Origin of the sequence: Mesorhizobium sp. M0139, assembly GCF_040322455.1 — a bacterium.
Lineage (GTDB): Bacteria > Pseudomonadota > Alphaproteobacteria > Rhizobiales > Rhizobiaceae > Mesorhizobium.
This window is the reverse complement of record NZ_JAMYTN010000007.1, coordinates 79128-97546: the sequence shown is the minus strand read 5'-3', so window position 1 is coordinate 97546 and position 18419 is coordinate 79128. Positions and strand designations below refer to the sequence as shown.

The following is an 18419-nucleotide window of genomic DNA, read 5'->3' as shown; positions in this document are numbered from 1 at the left end:
CACCTACGCAAAAGCAATTTTCGGTGAGCAGGCTGGCGGCACTGGAGAATAGACGCTATTGTTCATCCCGCATTGGGCAACGGGGATGGGGTAAAGATGAGGCCGAAATATTCGGGAAAGACGACTGCGTCGGTACTTGCAGTCTTGCTTATATTTGCGGTACCCGGCGTTGGCGCCGCGGCATCGCTGGCGGGAAGCAAAGGCGACATCCATTTCTATCCGTATTTGCCGAAAAGCCCGAAAGACCAGTGCACCATGGCTTACAACGCCTATGTGGCCGCCGGCGGCCATTCGGCCTATGCGACCACGCCCTATGCCCGGATCCGTTCGTTGTACATCATCTGCGGCTCGGGCTTGAATGCACCGTCACAGAAGGCTGCCGAAGAACGGGCGATGAAATCCTGCGAGTCCGCCCGCAGCCATTACAAGGTCATTACAGGTGCGGGCTGCGAAGTTGCGGCATCGAAGTAGGCCGACAAGCATCGGCTTGGGCATTTTTCAAATGGGCGGCGCAAGATGAAATCGACACGCATCAAACGAATTACTGTATCGATGCTTGCCGGCCTGCTCGTATTTACGGCACCCGGTATCGGGGCGGCTGGATCGCTGGCGGGCAGCAAGGGAGACACCCGATTCTGGCCTCCGTTGTCACTGAATCCAAAGGAGCCCTGCACGAAGTCGTACAACGCCTATGTCGCGGCGAGTGGCCACTCGGCCTACGCGACCACATTCTACTCGCGCGTCGACGATCTTTACATCATCTGCGGTGCGCGGCTGAACGCGCCATCTCAGAAGGCCGCGGAAGAGTTGGCGTTGCGAAGCTGTCAGGTTGGCCTGAAAAAGTGGAAGGTTCAGACCGCGAGCGGCGGCTGCAAAATCGCGGCTTCGAAATAGGCTCATTCCTGCCAGACCGGCGCCGCCCGAGACAAACTCTGGAGGCTCCATGTTCGCCAAGATCCTGATCGCCAATCGCGGCGAGATCGCCTGCCGGGTGATATGCACGGCCAGGAAGATGGGAGTGCGCACCGTTGCCGTCTATTCCGACGCGGACGCCAAGGCCCTGCATGTCAAAATGGCCGACGAGGCAGTGAGTATCGGTTCCTCGCCGGTCGGCGAAAGCTATCTGCGCGGCGACAAGATTGTTGCGGCGGCGCTGGCGACCGGCGCCGAAGCAATTCACCCCGGGTACGGCTTCCTCTCGGAAAACCCCGATTTCGTCGACCTGGTGGTGGCGGCAGGGCTCACCTTCATCGGCCCGTCGGCCGCCTCGATCCGCGCCATGGGGCTGAAGGATGCGGCCAAGCGGCTGATGGAAAAGGCCGGCGTGCCGGTGGTGCCGGGCTATCATGGCGAGGCGCAGGAGATCGTGCTGCTGGCGTCCAAGGCGCGTGAGATCGGCTATCCCGTGCTGATCAAGGCGCGCGCCGGCGGCGGCGGCAAGGGCATGCGCCGCGTCGAACATCCCGAAGATTTTTCGGAAGCGCTGTCAGGCGCACGGCGCGAGGCCAAGGCCGCGTTCGGCGACGATCGCGTGCTGGTCGAAAAATACGTCGACAAGCCGCGCCACATCGAGGTCCAGGTGTTCGGCGACAATTTTGGCAATGCCGTGCATCTCTACGAGCGCGACTGCTCGGCGCAGCGCCGCCACCAGAAGGTGATCGAGGAAGCGCCGGCGCCCGGCATGACGCTGGCGCTGCGCGAGGCGATGACGGAAGCGGCGGTCAAGGCCGCCAAGGCGATCAGCTATTCCGGCGCCGGCACCATCGAATTCATCGTCGATGCCTCGCAAGGGCTGAAGGCCGACCGCTTCTGGTTCATGGAAATGAACACCCGCCTGCAGGTCGAGCATCCCGTCACCGAAATGGTCACCGGCACCGACCTGGTCGAGTGGCAGTTGCGGGTAGCCGCCGGCGAAAAGCTGCCGAAGACGCAGAGCGAAATCACGCTTTCCGGCCACGCCTTCGAGGCGCGCATCTATGCCGAGGACGCGGCGAAAGGGTTTCTGCCGGCGACCGGCACGCTGCATCACCTGGCGTTTCCCGACAACGCGCCCGAAGGCGCCAGCATGCGCATCGAGACCGGCGTGCGGGCCGGCGATGCGATCTCGCCCTTCTACGATCCGATGATCGCCAAGCTGGTCATCCACGCCAAGGACAGGCAGGCGGCACTCGATGCGCTCGGGACTGCGTTGTCGCAGACCGAGATTGCCGGCTCGACCGTCAACACCGCCTTTCTCGCGGCACTTGCCGCGAACGCCGATTTTTCGGCTGGTGATGTCGATACCGGCCTGATCGGCAGGCATCAGGAAGCGCTGACCGCGGTCGCCCCGCCGAGCAGCGAGATCGTTGCCGCGGCGGCCCTTGCCGCGGCGGGCGCCGGTGCTTTGCCGCCGTCGAACGATCCGTGGTCGTCGCTTGCCGGCTATGCGCATTTCCACAGCGTTGCGCGCCGCACGCGCCTGCGCCATGGCGAGGACGATATACTGGCGCGTGTTTCAGTGCGGCCGGACGGGCGCTTCGAGGTGGCGCTGGACGCGCCCTATGACAGCGTCAATTCGCATGATCTTCGCGCCGCCCCTCGCCTTGCCCGCTGGCCAGGCCACGTCACCGTGTTCGAAGGCGCGGTCGGCTACAGTTTCCTCGTCCCGGATCCGCTGGCGCGCACCGACGAGGCGGCCGCCGCTTCCGGCAGCCTGCGCGCGCCGATGCCAGGCGTGGTCAAGCTGGTGCGCGCGGCAAAGGGCGAAAGGGTGATCAAGGGCCAGCCGCTGTTGATCCTGGAAGCGATGAAGATGGAGCACACGATCGCGGCCAGCCATGACGGCGTGATCGCGGAAATCGCCACAGAGGGCGCGCAGGTCACCGACGGAACGGTGCTGGTGCGCTTCGTTGAAGAGGCTGCAAGCCGGCTGGAGGCTTGAACAAAAATGGCCGGGACAAGCCCGGCCATTTCCATGAGTACGCGGCCGCTTACTGCGCGATCGGTGCGTATTTGCCGTCGTGCCACTGGTTGATGTCGTAGCTGGCGTTCTTCAGATCGCCCTTCTCGTCGAAGGTCACGTCGCCGACCACGGTGCTGAAGGGCGTGCCGTTCTTCAGCGCTTCGGCTACCTTGACCGGATCGTCCGTTCCGGCGCGCTTGACGCCCTCTGCAAACGCCTGAACGACGGCGTAGGAGAACAGCGTAAAGCCTTCCGGCACGAAGCCGCCCGCCTTGATCTTGGCGATGGCCTCCTTGGCTTCCGGCTTGGCCTGCGGGTCCGACGGGAAGACGAACAGGGTGCCTTCACCGGCGGGGCCGGCGACCTGCCAGAATTCCGGCGAGGCGATCGAGTCCGGCATGATCAGCTGGAACTTGACGCTCTGCTCGGCCGACTGACGCAGGATAAGCCCGGCTTCCGGGTGATAGCCGCCGAAATAGACAACGTCGGCCTTGAGGTCCTTCAGCTTGGTGACGAGAGCCGAATAATCCTTCTCGCCGGCATTGATGCCTTCATAGTCGATCTCCTTGAGGCCACCGGCATTCATCGTCGCCTTCACGGCATCGGCAACGCCCTGACCGTAGGCGCTCTTGTCATGCAGGATAACGACATTCTTGCCGGCATATTTCTTGGCGATCCACGGGCCAATGAAGGCGCCCTGCGCGTCGTCACGCGTATAGAGACGCATGATCGTCGGCCAGCCGGCCTTGGCGGCGGCATCGGTCAGCTCGGGATTTGAAGAGGCCGGGCTCATCATCAGCGCGCCGGCCTCGGCGTAGACGGCGGAAGCCGGGATGCTCGAACCTGAACAGGCATGGCCGTCAATAAACTTGACGCTGTTGGCAACGATCCGGTTGGCCACAGAAACCGCCTGCTTGGGATCGCACTGGTCGTCCTCGATGTCGAGCTTGATTATCGAGCCGTTGACACCGCCGGCGGCGTTGATCGCATCGGCGGCTGCCGTTGCGCCCTGCTTGAACTGATCGCCGATCGTGGCGAGCTGTCCGGTCATCGGGCCGACCACCGAAATGGTGATGTCATCGGCAAAGGCAACCGGCGCGCTCATCATCAGGCCAAATACGGCCGCGCTCAAAATACCCGTTTTTTTCATGGTGATAGAACTCCTCCCACACTCGCGCAGCCGCTCTGGCCGCGCTTCTTTCCGAAGGCGGGACAATTTCATCCTTCATTGGGCCTGTCTAGGCGCATCGGCGCCGCTCGATTGGGCCTCATCAACGCAAAAAGCCACGCCAGCCTGTTCCGGCCGGTCGTGGCTTTTTGCTCGTAGCAGTCCCCATGCGCCCCCGCGCCACGAAAACCTGCCCGCCGTCCCCATTGTGCACGACTGGACCGTGCCGGCCTGCCGCGTTCTTGTTCTTTCATGGTCGGCCGTCTTGTCGCGGCCTCGTCGTTTCACCGGTTCCGACCGTCTTTGCGGTCTTGATCCCGGGGCTTCCCTGTTTTCGATAATCTGCCTGCGATAATCTGCTCGCGATCTCAGTGCATCGTCATCCATTCGCGGGCTTCGCGCAGCGCCTTGGCGATCTCGACCTTGGACATTGCGGCCGACAGTTCCGAGCGCAGTTCCGCGGCGCGGACCGAGCCCTTGATGGCGGCGATGTTGAACCATTTGTGGGCGGCAACGACATCGGTCTCGCAATCGCGGCCGGTCGCATACATCATGCCCAGTTCGAAAAGAATGTCGGCCTGGGCAGTTGCCCCCATGGCGCCGAAGCCGGCTTCAAGCATTTCAAAACGTGCCATTTTAGTCCCCTGTCTGGCTCCCGAGAGCGGGCCTCTTCTGTCCCCCGGTGTTCCCTGGGGAGCCGCTCTTTCGATGCTTCCGAGAATGAGGCCGAGCCTTGAATCCGTCGTTAAATGGCGTGCTTAATTTGGAGAAAACAAAGCTAAAACAAGAGGTAAACGCGGAAATTCGTTAAGGATACAAAGTCAGCAATCCCGCCGTTTCTCGACCGATTTGACGAAAATTTGCAAGGCGCCGATCAACACTCTGCTAACCACGCGAACCAAAGCCAACGCCTCGATCGTTTCATTTCCACGGGCTGCACTCTCCCGACCCCGCATGAAAATTGCGAAACCTTCCGTCGCGGCACGCTTTTGTTTTGCCGGGAGCTGGATTAGCTTACGTTTGCGTAAGGGGCAGAGAGGCGGCTGCCCCATCTAAACCAGGGAGGACAGATATGTTTCGCAAAGTGAGCTTGGCCCTGGCGGCCGCCGTGATGATGGCTGGTGCGGCTTGGGCCGATCCGATCGAAGGCAATTGGAAGACACAAGCCGGCGACACAGCAGTTATCGGCGGCAGCGGTTCATTCTCCATCACCCTGAAGACCGGCAAATATGCCGGGAAGACCATCGGTTCGCTCAAGGCGGCCGGGGCCAACAAATATGCCGGCAACATCACCGATCCGGCAAACGACAAGACCTATTCGGGCAAGGCAACACTGTCGGGCACCTCGCTCAAAATGAGCGGCTGCGTGCTCGGCGGGCTGATCTGCAAGAGCCAGACCTGGCACAAGCTCTGATCTTGCTGCTTTGAGTTGACCAACGGGGCCTTCACAGGCCCCGTTTTCTTTGCAGGACGGTCCGCGCCATAGCGACGACCGTGCCGTTTGCGGCGGCGCAAACCCGAACCGACGCTCTCTCTAAGACCTCGTCAATCACTTTGAACCGCAGATGAACGTCGGCATCAGCGCCGGTTCAGTCGCATCAGGGCATTTGATGGCGTGTTCAAGGAGACACTACGCAAATGCTCGCTCGCCGCTTCACCATCGTCTGCCTGTTGATGAGCCTGTTCGGGATGCTCTTCGCCATCCTCGTGGCCGAATCCGGCCGTCCGGCCCGTTCCTGGAATGCAGCCAGTTCCTGCCAATTCGATTGCATGAACCATTTTCGCCCCTGAGACGACAAAGACATAGATCCAAACAGAAAAGCAAAAGCCATGAACCGCATCGCCATCAACGCCCTCCAGACCCTTCGGCTCCTGCCGCGGGCGGCGCTCGTTCTGGTCGTGTTGTCGGCGCCGGTCCTGGCCATGCCGATGATGCGGGCCAATGCCGACACGACGATCGACGCGCCGGCGACGAAGAAGCATGGCGTCGGCTTTGTCTTGCTGGTCAGTCTGCAGCGCGGGTAAGGTGTGCCGGTATTAAGGTGATGCTGGCCTGCAAGTGGCGGCCTTGGTGCTCACATGCTTCGAGTACGCTCCGCTCCGGTTCTCGAAGCCAACCAGTTTGGTCGCTTCGCGCCCGTCCTCGACTCCGGCTCAGCCTTACCTGAATCTCAGCACACCTTGGGCGTGGACGAATAAATCGACCACTTGGCGGCCACCCTCCCCTCCCAAGTGCGGCCTCAAGTCTCTATATTGAGCCATGGAAAAGCGAATCTACCCACAAGCTATCGAATCGGTCGTCATGCCGGAGCCTTTCGGCAAGCAGAGCTTCGACGACGCCAAAAAGGCCGTGGCCGCCTTGCAGGTGCTCTACGACCGCAACACCAAGTTTCTGCGCGACTCCTTTGCCACGCTTGCCGCCGGCGGCGACGAAAGCAAGCGCTACCGCGCCTTCTACCCGGAGATCGGCGTCACCACCAATTCGTTCACCCAGATCGACTCGCGCCAGGCCTACGGCCACATGCCGACCCCCGGGCATTTCTCGACCACCATCACCCAGCCGGTGCTGTTCGAACGCTATCTCGTAGAGCAGCTTCGCCTGATCATGCGCAATCACGGCGTGCCGGTAACGGTTTCGGAATCGACCACGCCGATCCCGCTGCATTTCGCGTTCCTTGAAGGAACCCATGTCGATGGCGCCGCCGCCGACCGCATCAAACGGCCGATCCGCGACCTGTTCGACGTGCCGGATCTCGACGGCACCGACGACCAGATCGCCAACGGCACCTTCGAGGTCGCGTTCGGCGAACCAAGGCCGCTGGCGCCGTTCACGGCGCAGCGCATCGACTATTCGCTGCACCGCATGACGCACTACACCGCGACCAGCCCGCAGCATTTCCAGAACTTCGTGCTGTTCACCAACTACCAGTTCTACATCGACGAGTTCGTCGCCCGCGCGCGGGCCCAGATGGCTGAAGGCGGCCACGGCTATACCGAATTCGTCGAACCGGGCAATGTCATCACCAAGGCAGGGCAAAACGCGCCCAGCGAAGGCGTGGCGGCGCCGCGCCTGCCTCAGATGCCAGCCTATCATCTGAAGAAGCCGAACCATGGCGGCATCACCATGGTCAACATCGGCGTCGGCCCGTCCAACGCCAAGACGATCACCGACCATGTCGCGGTGCTGCGGCCACATGCATGGCTGATGCTCGGCCATTGCGCCGGCCTGCGCAACACTCAGGCGCTGGGCGACTATGTGCTGGCGCATGCCTATGTCCGGGAAGACCATGTGCTGGACGATGACCTGCCGGTGTGGGTGCCGATACCGCCGCTGGCCGAGATCCAGGTGGCGCTGCAGGAGGCGGTCGCCGAAGTCACCGGACTTTCCGGCTACGATCTCAAGCGCATCATGCGCACCGGCACCGTCGCCACCATCGACAACCGCAACTGGGAACTGCGCGACCAGCGCGGACCGGTGCAGCGGCTGTCGCAGTCGCGCGCCATCGCGCTCGATATGGAATCGGCCACGATCGCCGCCAATGGCTTCCGCTTCCGCGTGCCCTACGGCACGCTGCTTTGCGTCTCCGACAAGCCGCTGCATGGCGAGTTGAAGCTGCCCGGCATGGCGACCGAATTCTACAAGCGGCAAGTGGCGCAGCATCTGACCATCGGCATCAAGGCGATGGAGAAGCTGGCGGAAATGCCGATGGAACGGTTGCATTCGCGCAAGCTGAGAAGCTTTTCGGAGACGGCCTTTCAGTAGACCGGCTTGCCGTAAATGTTTGCCGCGAGGCGTTTCGTCATCTTGATTGGGCCGCATTTCAGCCGATAAAGGCCTGATACCTCGGCAATGTATTACCCGGTCTATGGGCAAGACCCGGTCTGATGGCACGCGTGCGAAAGATGATGGCTTCAATGGCGTTCCTGGCAATGCTCGGCCTCTCGGCCGCGCTTGTAGCCGGGTTCTTTGGCGCACTGCATCCGGCCTTCGATTCCTTCGCCCATTTCCGCATCCATTTTGCCGTGCTGATGGGGCTGATTGCGCTGCCGCTGCTCGCCACCTCGTTTCGCCTGCAGGCGGGCGTGGGCCTGCTGCTGGCCGTGGCCGCCTTCGCCAGCACGTTGAGCACCTTGCCGCGCCTGTGGCCGGTGCGGGCCGCCAATGACGCCGCGCCCGGCAACGAACCGGTCTACCGGCTGCTGCAGATGAACCTGCGTTTCAACAATCCGACACCCAAGAAGGTTCTTTCGCTGATCGGCAGGACCAACCCAGACGTGATCACGCTCGACGAAGTATCGGCCATGTGGGCGACCGAACTCAGCTATATCCAGAACGCCTATCCCTATCGCATCCTGTGCGCCCATCCCGACGGCGTGTGGGGCGTGGCGCTTTTGTCCCGGCGACCCTTTGCGGCCGGCACCGAGCCGCATTGCGAACCGCGCGGCGCGATGGCGGCCGCCACCGTCGATTTCGGCGGCACTCCGGTCGATGTCGCGGCGATCCATTTGAGCTGGCCGTGGCCGAAGGAACAATACTGGCAGATCGGCGAGTTGACCGAGACGCTCACCTCGCTCGGCGAGACGGCGATCATGGCCGGCGACTGCAATGCCGTGCCGTGGAGCGCCGCGGTACGGCGCGTTGCCTCGCTCGGCGGACTGACCGTGATGCCGTCGGCCGGACCGACCTGGATCCACCGGACCCTGCCCGATTTCCTGCGGCGCTATGCGGGCCTGCCGATCGACCAGGTGTTTTCGAAGGGCGGGGTGACCATCCTGTCGTCGACGCAGATGGAAGAGACCGGCTCCGACCATCTGCCGGTGATGGTGGAATTTTCATTGATGCGCGACGAGACCAAGCCGGTCGACGAGGATTCTACCGCGACTGTGTCGCTGATCCAGCCCAGCATGGGCGGCTAGATCGTACGCCACGGGGCTTACGGTTTCACAAGCCTACCAAGGCCTCGATGATGCGCTCGACATGGCCGCCTTCACTGTGCTCGCGCGCGTCGAACGCGATCTGTTTTGCCTCATAGAGCTTGGAAGTGGCTTGCAAGCGCCGCGTGGCTTCGACGCGCGTTTTGTTGCATTGCGGATCGTTGGCAAATTTCAGGCCGCGAACCGACCGCTCGGCAGCCTGCATCATCTGCCCGGCGATACGGCCATGGGTTCCTTCATGAGCGAGAACGCCTGTGAAAAACCGGTTCCAGCGTTTGCGCAGCGCCGGCGTGACGGCCGAGGCGACGCGCGGGTAGGTGTAGGCGATGTTGAGCGTTCCATTGGCCTGGCGCAGGCGGCAGACGCCGTTGACCTGACCCACGTCCAGGCTCCAGTCGGCGGTGTAGCTTGTCTGCGCGATGGCGTGGGTCATGAAACCGTGCTTGGGGCCCCTGCGGTTCATGGCGATAACCAGACCGGCACCTGTCGTGCCGGTGATGTCATAGGTTCGCGTCTTGACGACGGTTTTCACCCCCGCCGACGCCGTCCCGACGACGCCGCAGGCCGCGCTTATGACGGCGACGCAAAACAAGACCAACACGCGCATGCCATTTTCCCCATGGACGCGGCAATGAGACCACAAGCAGACGACGGTTTCAACAATCTTTGGCGCCGAGCGCCTTACATGCCTTGGTAAACCCGGCCATCGCCGCCATTTTTGCTGGTCGAGACGGCCCCGGTCGGTGGGGCTCACATGCCCTGATAGACCGGGCCTTCGCCGCCTCGTGGCGGCACCCAGTTGATGTTCTGGTTGGGATCCTTGATGTCGCAGGTCTTGCAGTGCACGCAGTTCTGCGCGTTGATGACGAAGCGCACATCCTTGGCAGACGGATCGGCGGCGGCGTTGCCGTCCTTGTCGACCCATTCGTAAACACCGGCCGGGCAATAGCGGGTCGAAGGCCCGGCAAAGACATCATGCTCGGAACGCTTCTGCAACTCCATGTCGCCGACGATGAGATGCACCGGCTCGTTTTCCTCGTGATTGGTGTTGGACAGGAACACCGAGGACAGGCGGTCGAAGGTCAGCACGCCGTCCGCTTTGGGATAGGCGATCTTCTTGTGCTTGGCCGCGGGCTCAAGCGTGGCATAATCGGCCTTGCCATGTTTCAGCGTGCCGAAGGGCGAGAAGCCGAACAGCGTGTTCAGCCACATGTCGAGACCACCGAGGCCGACGCCGATAATGGTGCCGAAGCGCGACCAGAGCGGCTTGACGTTGCGGACCTTCTTCAAATCCTTGCCGATATCGGTCGCGCGCCAGGCGTCCTCATAAGACGACAGTTCGTCATTGGCGCGGCCGGAGCCGATCGCTTGCGCGACATGCTCGGCCGCCAGCATGCCGGACAGCACCGCATTGTGCGAACCCTTGATGCGCGGCACGTTGACGAAGCCCGCCGCACACCCCATCAGCGCGCCGCCGGGGAAGGAGAGTTTCGGCACCGACTGCCAGCCGCCTTCGGTAATGGCGCGCGCGCCATAGCCGATGCGCTTGGCGCCCTCGAAGGTGCGCGATATCGCCGGATGCGTCTTGAACCGTTGGAATTCCTCGAAGGGCGACAGCCAGGGGTTCTTGTAGTTGAGATGCAGGACGAAGCCGACCGCGACCTGGTTATCCTCGAGGTGGTAGAGGAAGGAGCCGCCGCCTGTCTTCAGGTCGAGCGGCCAGCCGAAGGAGTGCTGCACCAGGCCCGGCCGGTGGTTCTCGGGCTTGACCTGCCACAGCTCCTTGAGGCCGATGCCGTATTTGCCGGGCTCACGCCCGTCGGACAGTTTGTATTTTGCGATCAGCTGCTTGGACAGCGAACCGCGCGCGCCCTCGCCGATCAGCACGTATTTGCCCATCAGCGCCATGCCCGGCGCAAAGCCCGGGCCATGTGTGCCGTCTTTTTCGACGCCCATGTCGCCGGTGACGACGCCCGTGACGGCGCCGGCATCGTTGTAGACGAGGCTGACGGCAGCAAAGCCCGGATAGATTTCGACGCCTAGCGCTTCAGCCTTGGTTGCCAGCCAGCGGCAGACATTGCCGAGCGAGACGATGTAGTTGCCGTGATTGTTCATCAGCGGCGGCATCAGTATATTGGGCAGACGGAACGAGCCGGCGGGGCCGAGCACCAGGAAATCGTCGGCCGTAACCGGCGTCTTGAAGGGATGGCCATCTTCCTCGCGCCAGCCCGGCAACAGGCGGTCGATGCCTATTGGATCGACGACGGCGCCTGACAGAATGTGTGCACCAACCTCGCCGCCCTTTTCCAACACCACGACGGAAAGCTCGGGATTGACCTGCTTGAGACGGATCGCTGCGGCAAGGCCCGCCGGGCCGGCCCCGACGATGACCACGTCGAATTCCATGCTCTCGCGTTCGATCTCGCTCATCAACCCCTCCGCACTGGCCAACCGTTTCCGGCATTTTGCTGGCTCCTGCGCTGCATAGCGCATCAATCCGCGACAGGAAACCGGCGCTGACGTGACAATGCCGATTTCGACAAAAAGTCGCGGATGACAACTCTGCCGCAAGCGTTTTGCGCGCGGCCGCGCTCAGCGTCCCATATTTTAATTGTTCGACGGCTCTCTTATCGGCCATACTTATTTCCATGCGCACGCCGTCCGGCTATTCATTGACGCGCTTCCCCCTTCCGCCCGGCCGGACGTGCCGAGCGATCCTTCTCGCCCTTTCAATGCTTACGCCGGTTCGCGCTCAGGCCGAGCCGGTGAAGGTGTGGGCGACCGGCGCCTATTCCTTTTCCGACGAGCTTGGCGGTTTCCACATCACCGGCGCCTCGGGCACCGGCACCAAGGAAGATCCGTTGGTCATCTCCGAGGAGCTGAATTCGTCGACGCCGGTGACGCTCACCATCCGCACCACCAAACCGATCCAGCCGTTCAGCACCAACGGCGAATTCGCCAACGGCATCCTGTACATGCGTATCGAGGTGCTCAACAACAGCGGCCAGGCCTGGGTCGAATTCCAGTTCGAGCTGCAGGAGATACTCAACCAGCCGAGCGTGTTCGGCGACGGCCTGTCCTTCGACCAGCGCAACAAGACGCCCGACAACATCCTGTCGAGCGCGTACGCCGATTTCGACCGCGATTTCGAACCCTATGACCGGCTCTTGTTCAAGAGTGGACAGATCGACCCGCTGAAGAGGGGACGCTTCGAGTTTCTGATCACCGACTACACGCCGCGCTGGACGTTCTATCTGGTGCAGGATCCGCGGATACCGACGGGGTAAGCGGCAGACGCCGTGAAAATCGCCACGAAATGCCCTTCGTGATTGGCGAAAGCCGACGAGCGCGTAATCTCCCTCCTTAAGGGGGAGATTACTAACCGCCCAACCTTGCAAATCGTCTCTCGGCGGACGAATGTGCCCGGCATGACTGCCGCCTCCCCCAACAACCGATCCGACCTGGCCGAGTTGCTCGCCTTCTACGCCTCTGCCGGTGTCGACGAAGCGTTGGAGGACGCGCCGGTGAACCGGTTTGCCGGGGCAGCACCGAAGCGCCCCGAGCGCACAACGGCGCCTGCCGCGCCGCCTCGCGAAAACAAGTTTCCGGAACAAGCCGCCGCCAGCCCCGGGCTGGACGCAAGCCGGGTGCCGGACGCGCCGGCGCGTTCCGTTCCGGCCATGGCGACGGTGCCCGACGAGGCACAGGCGGCCCTGGCCCGGCAAATGGCGGCAAGTGCCTCGACGCTCGACGAACTGCGCCAGCACATGGCGTCGTTCGATGGCTGCAACCTCAAATTCACCGCCAAGAACCTGGTCTTTGCCGACGGCAATCCGGAAGGTTCGGTGATGTTGGTCGGCGAGGCGCCCGGCCGCGACGAGGATATTGAGGGCCTGCCCTTCGTCGGCCGCTCGGGCCGGCTGCTCGACCGCATGCTGGCGGCGATCGGGCTTGACCGGACTTCGGTCTATATCGCCAACGTCATTCCCTGGCGGCCACCCGGCAACCGCACGCCGACGCCGCACGAGACCGAAATCTGCCGTCCCTTCATCGAGCGGCAGATAGAGCTGGTCAATCCGAAGGTGCTGGTCAATCTCGGCGGCCCTTCGGCCAAAACCCTGCTCAACACTACCGAGGGCATCCTGCGCCTGCGCGGCAATTGGCAGGTGCACACGACGGTGTCGGGCACTGCCATTCCGGCCATGCCGACGTTGCACCCGGCCTATCTCTTGCGGACGCCGGCGCACAAGAAACTGGCGTGGCGGGATTTTCTCGAGGTGAAAGCGAAGTTGCGAGAGGTGGGGTGAGGCGCGCCTCTTCCTTCCACCCTTGTGGGGGAAGGTGGATCGGCGCGCAGCGCCGAGACGGATGAGGGGTGTTCCAGCGGAGTGAGACGTTGGCGTTCCCTGGAACACCCCTCATCCGACCGAGCTTCGCTCGGCCACCTTCTCCCACAGGGGGAGAAGGGAGAACCGCGCCAATGACCTCAGAGGTAATTGAAATACCGCCCGCCCCGGCCTACTCATCCTCCCATGACAACAGCCCAAACCTCCGCCGGCAGCCTGATCCGCGAATGGCGCACGCGCCGGCGCATGAGCCAGCTTGATCTCGCAATGGAGGCTGAGATTTCCCAGCGTCATCTCTCCTTCGTCGAAAGCGGCCGCGCCGCGCCCTCGCGCGAGATGGTGCTGCATCTGGCCGAGCAGCTTGAGATTCCGCTGCGGCAGCGTAATCAGCTGTTGCTGGCTGCCGGCTTTGCCCCGAGCTTCAGCGAGCGGCCACTCACAGATACGACGCTGGCGCCGGCGCTTGCCGCGGTCGAGAGCGTGCTCAAAGGGCATGAGCCGTTCCCCGCCCTCGCCGTCGACCGGCACTGGAACCTGATTTCCGCCAATGCCGCCATCGGCCCGTTTCTGGCCGATGTTGCCGAGCCGTCGCTGCTCCAGCCGCCGGTCAATGTGCTGCGCCTCAGCCTGCACCCGAACGGCATCGCACCGCGCATCGTCAATCTCGCGGAATGGCGGGCGCATCTGCTGGAGCGGCTGAAACACCAGAACGATGCCGCCGGCGATCCCGTCCTGGTCGAGCTGGAGCGCGAATTGCGAACCTATCCGTCCGGGCTCAAGAGTGCGCGGCCGGTGCCGGTCGAGCCCAACGGCATCGTCCATCCGCTGCGGCTGGCGCATGGCGACCAGGTGCTGTCCTTCATCAGCACCATCACCGTCTTCGGCACGCCGCTTGACGTGACGCTGTCGGAACTGGCGATCGAGTCTTTCTTCCCGGCCGACGAGCAGACGCGAGCGGTGCTGGTGCGGCTGGCGAAGGAACGTGCGGAAGCTAACTGAGCCAACCCCGCGGACCTCCTCACCCCTGTGGTGGCGCTGCCTTGCGCGTTCGGGTGCGTTCCAGGCCGAGTTGGCGCTCGCGCCAGATGATGAACATGCCGGCGGCAACGACGATCACACCGCCGACGAGCGTGTTGATGGTCGCGATATCGCCAAAGGCGAAATAGCCGACGACCACGCCGAGGATCATCGAGGTGTATTCGAACGGCGCCACCACCGAAGCTTCGGCATGGCGGTACGCCGCCGTCATCAAAATCTGCGCCAGCCCGCCACAGAACCCTGCTGCGACCAGCAGACCGGCCTGCAGCGGCGTCAGCGCCTGCCAGCCGAAGGGCAGCGTAAGCAGCGCCATGACACTCGCCGTCGCCGAGAACCACAACACGATGGTCGCTGTTCGTTCAGTCTGGACAAGATTGCGCACGAGCAGGATGGCATTGGCGGAGATTGCTGCAGAAACAAGAGCAGCGATGACGCCCAGCACCTCCTGGTCGCCGAGCGCGACGCCCGACGTGAGCAGCGTCAGCTCCGGCCAGGAGATGATCAGCACGCCGACCAGACCGACCGCAACCGCGCTCCAGCGATAGACGCGAATGGCTTCGCCGAGGAATAGCGAGGAGAACACCACCACCAGCAAAGGCTGGGCATAGTTCAGCGTGATCGCCTCAGGCAGCGGCAGCCGGGTCAGCGCAAAGAAGCCGAGCCCCATGGCGCAAACGCCGACGACACCGCGCGCAATGTGGTTCAGCGGGCGTTTGGTGGCGAACGCCGTACCCAGTTTTCTCTTGAAGGCCAGGAAGGCGATGATCGGGAAGATGGCGAAGAAGGAGCGGAAGAAGACGATCTGGCCGGCCGGCAAAGTGCCGGCGGCCTTGATGCAGGTTTGCATGCCGACAAAGACCGCCACCGACATGACCTTGAGCATGATCCCGGTGAGAACATTAGAGCGCCGCGCGTCGTCTTCGACGCGCAAAGGACGCTCTGACACTTTAAATCTGCGCATCGTGCTTTCCAAAAATCGACATCGATTATTGGGCCGATGCGCGCCGGGATGATCGGACAGTTTCCCGCCCGCTTCGTCTCCAGGTCCGGCTTTCACTGTTCTGTTGCTTCCCGGATCTCCGCTGAGATGCGCGTCGAACGACGCGGTACACAGGCGCCCATGCCGAACTTCGATCTGACGACGGTCATCAAGGCCTCACGATGATGGCGGAAGGGGAACGCCCCGAAATAGGCATTGGCGCAGTTTTGTCGAGTGACCGTTTCGTGTAAAGAGCGCGCAACTTTAGATTTAATGGGCCATGACACGTCAGCGGCTCCGATAGCGACAGGGAAACCCAAGGGAATGCGAACCGATACCGGCCAGGTCTTCAAGCTCGAAGACTACCGCCCCAACGACTTTTCCATCCCGCAAACCGGCCTCACCTTCCGCCTTTCGCCAGACGCAACGCGTGTCACCGCAGTGCTGACGATCGAACGCCGCGATGGCGCCGCCGCCTCGACGTCGCTGGTGCTGGACGGCGACGGCCTGGTGCTCAAGCGCATTGCCATCGACGGTCGCGAGCTTGCCCCGGCCGAGTATCTCGCCACGCCGGACCAGCTGACCATTTTGAGGCCGCCGGCCCGTTTCCAGCTGCTGCTCGAGACCGAGATCGCGCCGGCCAGCAATGAGGCGCTGATGGGCCTCTACCGCTCCAGCAATGTCTATTGCACGCAATGCGAGGCCGAGGGCTTTCGCCGCATCACCTATTTCCTCGACCGCCCCGACATCCTGTCGGTCTATACCGTGCGTATCGAGGCGAGGCTGGACGAAGCGCCGCTGTTGCTTTCCAACGGCAATCCGGTCGAAAGCGGCGCGCTTGCCGACGGCTGGCACTTTGCAGTCTGGCACGACCCCTTCCCCAAGCCGTCCTATCTGTTTGCGCTCGTGGCCGGCAATCTCGGCAAGGTTGCGGACAGTTTCGTCACCATGTCCGGGCGCGAGGTCGAACTCGGCATCTATGTCGAGCCAGGCAAGGAGGGGCTTGCCGGCTACGCCATGGATGCGCTGAAGCGCTCGATGCAATGGGACGAGCAGGCCTTCGGCCGCGAATACGACCTCGACGTCTTCAACATCGTCGCCGTTTCCGACTTCAACATGGGGGCCATGGAGAACAAGGGCCTCAATATCTTCAACGACAAGTATGTGCTGGCCGACCGGGAAACCGCCACCGATGCCGATTTCGCCAATATCGAGGCGATCATCGCGCATGAGTATTTCCACAACTGGACCGGCAACAGGATCACCTGCCGCGACTGGTTCCAGCTCTGCCTTAAGGAAGGGCTGACGGTCTTTCGCGACCATGAATTCTCCGCCGACCAGCGCTCGCGTGCGGTCAAGCGCATCGCCGAAGTGCGCACGCTCAGGGCGCACCAGTTCCCCGAGGACCAGGGACCGCTGGCGCATCCGGTACGGCCGCGCCGCTACCGCGAGATCAACAATTTCTACACGGCGACGGTCTACGAAAAAGGCTCGGAAGTCGTGCGCATGATCCGCACGATTCTCGGGGCCGAGGCTTTCCGCGCCGGCATGGACCTCTATTTCGAGCGCCATGATGGCGAGGCCGCGACGATCGAGGACTTCCTGAAGGTGTTCGAGGACGCCTCCGGGCGCGACCTGTCTCAGTTCGCGCTCTGGTATCACCAGGCGGGCACCCCGAACCTGACCGTCAGTTCGACGCACAATCCGGCGACGCGCGAGTTTACCCTCGAGATCGAGCAGTCGGTGCCGCCGACACCGTCGGAGAGCCGCAAGCGCCTGATGCACATTCCGCTCGCCTTCGGCTTGGTCGGCGCCGGCGGCGAACCGGTCGCCTATGGCGGCGTCGAAGGCGCCACCGTCGAAGACGGTATCATCCATATCCGCAAGCGCCGACATATGGTGCGCTTCTCAGGCGTCGCCGAGCGGCCGGCGGTGTCGCTCAATCGCGGCTTTTCGGCGCCGATCACACTTTCGGTCGAGCAGAAGGCCGACGACCAGTTCTTCCTCGCCGGCCATGACAGCGATGCCTTCGCGCGCTGGCAGGCGTTCAACACGCTGCTCACCGATGCGCTGATAGCGGCCTTCCGCCAGATCCTCGGCGGCGCGAAGCCGGCTTTCACCGCCAGGCTGACCGGACTTGCCGGCAAGATCGCCGGCGACGAGACCCTGGAACCTGCCTACCGGGCGCTGGCGCTGTCACTTCCGGGCGAGGCCGACATTGCCCGCGACATCGGCACGAACATCGATCCCGACGCCATCTTTGCCGCTCGCGAGGCGTTGGCGCTGGCAATCGCGCGCGCCAATCAGCAAACGTTCACCGACCTATACGGCCGCCTCGCCGGCGACGGGCCGTTCAGCCCCGACGCGGCAAGTGCGGGACGCCGCGCGCTGCGCAACATCCTGCTCGACTACCTCTCGCTGCTGCCGAAAGGTGCTGCGCTCGCCGCCCGGCATTTCGAAACCGCGACCAACATGACCGACCGCGCCGCAGCGCTGACCGTCCTTGCGCACCGCCATGACGGTTCGCCGGAGGCGATCAAGGCGCTGGCCGATTTCGAGGCGCGTTATGGCGCCGATCCGCTGGTCATGGACAAATGGTTCCAGATCCAGGCCAGCGTGCCGGGACGCCGGACAGTCGACACGGTACGCGAGCTGACTGGTCACGCAGCTTTCTCGATGGCCAATCCGAACCGGGTGCGCTCGCTGGTCGGCACATTCGCCAGCGCCAACCAGACCGGCTTCCACCGCGCCGATGGCGAAGGCTACCGGTTTTTTACCCAGACCGTACTCGAGGTTGAAAAACGCAATCCGCAAGTGGCGGCCAGGCTGGCGACAGCGCTGCGCTCGTGGCGCTCGCTGGAGCCGGGCAGGCAAGCCAAGGCCAGGGAAGCGCTGCTGGCCATCGCCGGTGCCGAGAACCTGTCGGCGGATTTGCGGGACATTGTGGAGCGAACGCTGGCCTGATCCCTCCCCCTTGAGGGGACGGTGGACAGCCGCCGAAGGCGGATGGAC

General features: G+C 63.1%; 17 protein-coding genes. 12 read left to right on the top strand and 5 right to left on the bottom strand.

Annotation, left to right across the window (positions count from 1 at the left end; all coding sequences use genetic code 11):
* Positions 1-96 precede the first annotated feature (96 nt).
* The 3 genes from NKJ58_RS13770 to NKJ58_RS13760 are packed head-to-tail and all read left to right on the top strand — an operon-like array spanning position 97 to position 2920.
* On the top strand, positions 97-471 hold the full coding sequence (locus NKJ58_RS13770) for a hypothetical protein (RefSeq protein ID WP_023670207.1): 375 nt from the start codon (positions 97-99) through the stop codon (positions 469-471).
* A gap of 45 nt (positions 472-516) precedes the next feature.
* Positions 517-894 carry a hypothetical protein gene (locus NKJ58_RS13765; protein WP_023684512.1) on the top strand — a complete coding sequence of 126 codons (378 nt, stop codon included), beginning with the start codon at positions 517-519 and terminating at the stop codon, positions 892-894.
* 49 nt (positions 895-943) lie between these two features.
* Positions 944-2920, top strand: a complete 1977-nt coding sequence (locus NKJ58_RS13760) for an acetyl/propionyl/methylcrotonyl-CoA carboxylase subunit alpha (RefSeq protein ID WP_023738558.1) — start codon at positions 944-946, stop codon at positions 2918-2920.
* A 49-nt stretch (positions 2921-2969) separates the two neighbouring features.
* Here NKJ58_RS13760 and NKJ58_RS13755 read toward each other — a convergent pair whose 3' ends face one another.
* A complete protein-coding gene (locus NKJ58_RS13755) occupies positions 2970-4091 on the bottom strand; it encodes an ABC transporter substrate-binding protein (protein ID WP_023738557.1) in 1122 nt (373 codons plus the stop codon).
* Between the two features lie 386 nt (positions 4092-4477).
* Positions 4478-4744 (bottom strand): SEL1-like repeat protein, encoded by a 267-nt coding sequence (locus tag NKJ58_RS13750; protein ID WP_006199745.1) that lies wholly within the window; start codon positions 4742-4744, stop codon positions 4478-4480.
* Positions 4745-5181: 437 nt separating this feature from the next.
* Here NKJ58_RS13750 and NKJ58_RS13745 point away from each other — a divergent pair, with 437 nt between their 5' ends.
* The 5 genes from NKJ58_RS13745 (at position 5182) to NKJ58_RS13725 (ending at position 9026) form a co-directional block, all read left to right on the top strand.
* Positions 5182-5523 (top strand): DUF2147 domain-containing protein, encoded by a 342-nt coding sequence (locus NKJ58_RS13745; protein WP_023687258.1) that lies wholly within the window; start codon positions 5182-5184, stop codon positions 5521-5523.
* 224 nt (positions 5524-5747) lie between these two features.
* Entirely contained in the window at positions 5748-5900 is a 153-nt protein-coding gene (locus NKJ58_RS13740; protein ID WP_023738556.1) for a hypothetical protein, read from the top strand.
* A gap of 39 nt (positions 5901-5939) precedes the next feature.
* Positions 5940-6134 carry a hypothetical protein gene (locus tag NKJ58_RS13735; protein ID WP_023670200.1) on the top strand — a complete coding sequence of 65 codons (195 nt, stop codon included), beginning with the start codon at positions 5940-5942 and terminating at the stop codon, positions 6132-6134.
* Between the two features lie 277 nt (positions 6135-6411).
* On the top strand, positions 6412-7872 hold the full coding sequence (locus tag NKJ58_RS13730; RefSeq protein ID WP_023731828.1) for an AMP nucleosidase: 1461 nt from the start codon (positions 6412-6414) through the stop codon (positions 7870-7872).
* Between the two features lie 140 nt (positions 7873-8012).
* Positions 8013-9026, top strand: a complete 1014-nt coding sequence (locus NKJ58_RS13725; protein ID WP_156929813.1) for an endonuclease/exonuclease/phosphatase family protein — start codon at positions 8013-8015, stop codon at positions 9024-9026.
* A 25-nt stretch (positions 9027-9051) separates the two neighbouring features.
* On the opposite strand, the gene NKJ58_RS13720 is transcribed toward NKJ58_RS13725, so the two are convergent.
* Entirely contained in the window at positions 9052-9651 is a 600-nt protein-coding gene (locus tag NKJ58_RS13720; RefSeq protein ID WP_023692824.1) for a DUF922 domain-containing protein, read from the bottom strand.
* Positions 9652-9794: 143 nt separating this feature from the next.
* Positions 9795-11474, bottom strand: coding sequence for an electron transfer flavoprotein-ubiquinone oxidoreductase (locus NKJ58_RS13715; RefSeq protein WP_023698595.1), 1680 nt, complete (start codon positions 11472-11474; stop codon positions 9795-9797).
* Positions 11475-11776: 302 nt separating this feature from the next.
* Here NKJ58_RS13715 and NKJ58_RS13710 point away from each other — a divergent pair, with 302 nt between their 5' ends.
* The 3 genes from NKJ58_RS13710 (at position 11777) to NKJ58_RS13700 (ending at position 14389) form a co-directional block, all read left to right on the top strand.
* Positions 11777-12331, top strand: a complete 555-nt coding sequence (locus NKJ58_RS13710; protein WP_023698594.1) for a hypothetical protein — start codon at positions 11777-11779, stop codon at positions 12329-12331.
* Positions 12332-12472: 141 nt separating this feature from the next.
* A complete protein-coding gene (locus NKJ58_RS13705) occupies positions 12473-13351 on the top strand; it encodes a uracil-DNA glycosylase (RefSeq protein ID WP_023670194.1) in 879 nt (292 codons plus the stop codon).
* A 225-nt stretch (positions 13352-13576) separates the two neighbouring features.
* Positions 13577-14389: a helix-turn-helix domain-containing protein gene (locus NKJ58_RS13700; RefSeq protein WP_352546224.1), complete on the top strand. Its 813-nt coding sequence runs from the start codon at positions 13577-13579 to the stop codon at positions 14387-14389.
* Between the two features lie 19 nt (positions 14390-14408).
* Here the strand turns inward: NKJ58_RS13700 and NKJ58_RS13695 are convergent, their stop codons facing one another.
* Entirely contained in the window at positions 14409-15311 is a 903-nt protein-coding gene (locus NKJ58_RS13695) for a DMT family transporter (RefSeq protein WP_023687251.1), read from the bottom strand.
* A gap of 420 nt (positions 15312-15731) precedes the next feature.
* Between NKJ58_RS13695 and pepN the strand changes: the two genes are divergently transcribed.
* Entirely contained in the window at positions 15732-18371 is a 2640-nt protein-coding gene (gene pepN / locus NKJ58_RS13690; RefSeq protein ID WP_352853309.1) for an aminopeptidase N, read from the top strand.
* Positions 18372-18419 lie beyond the last annotated feature (48 nt).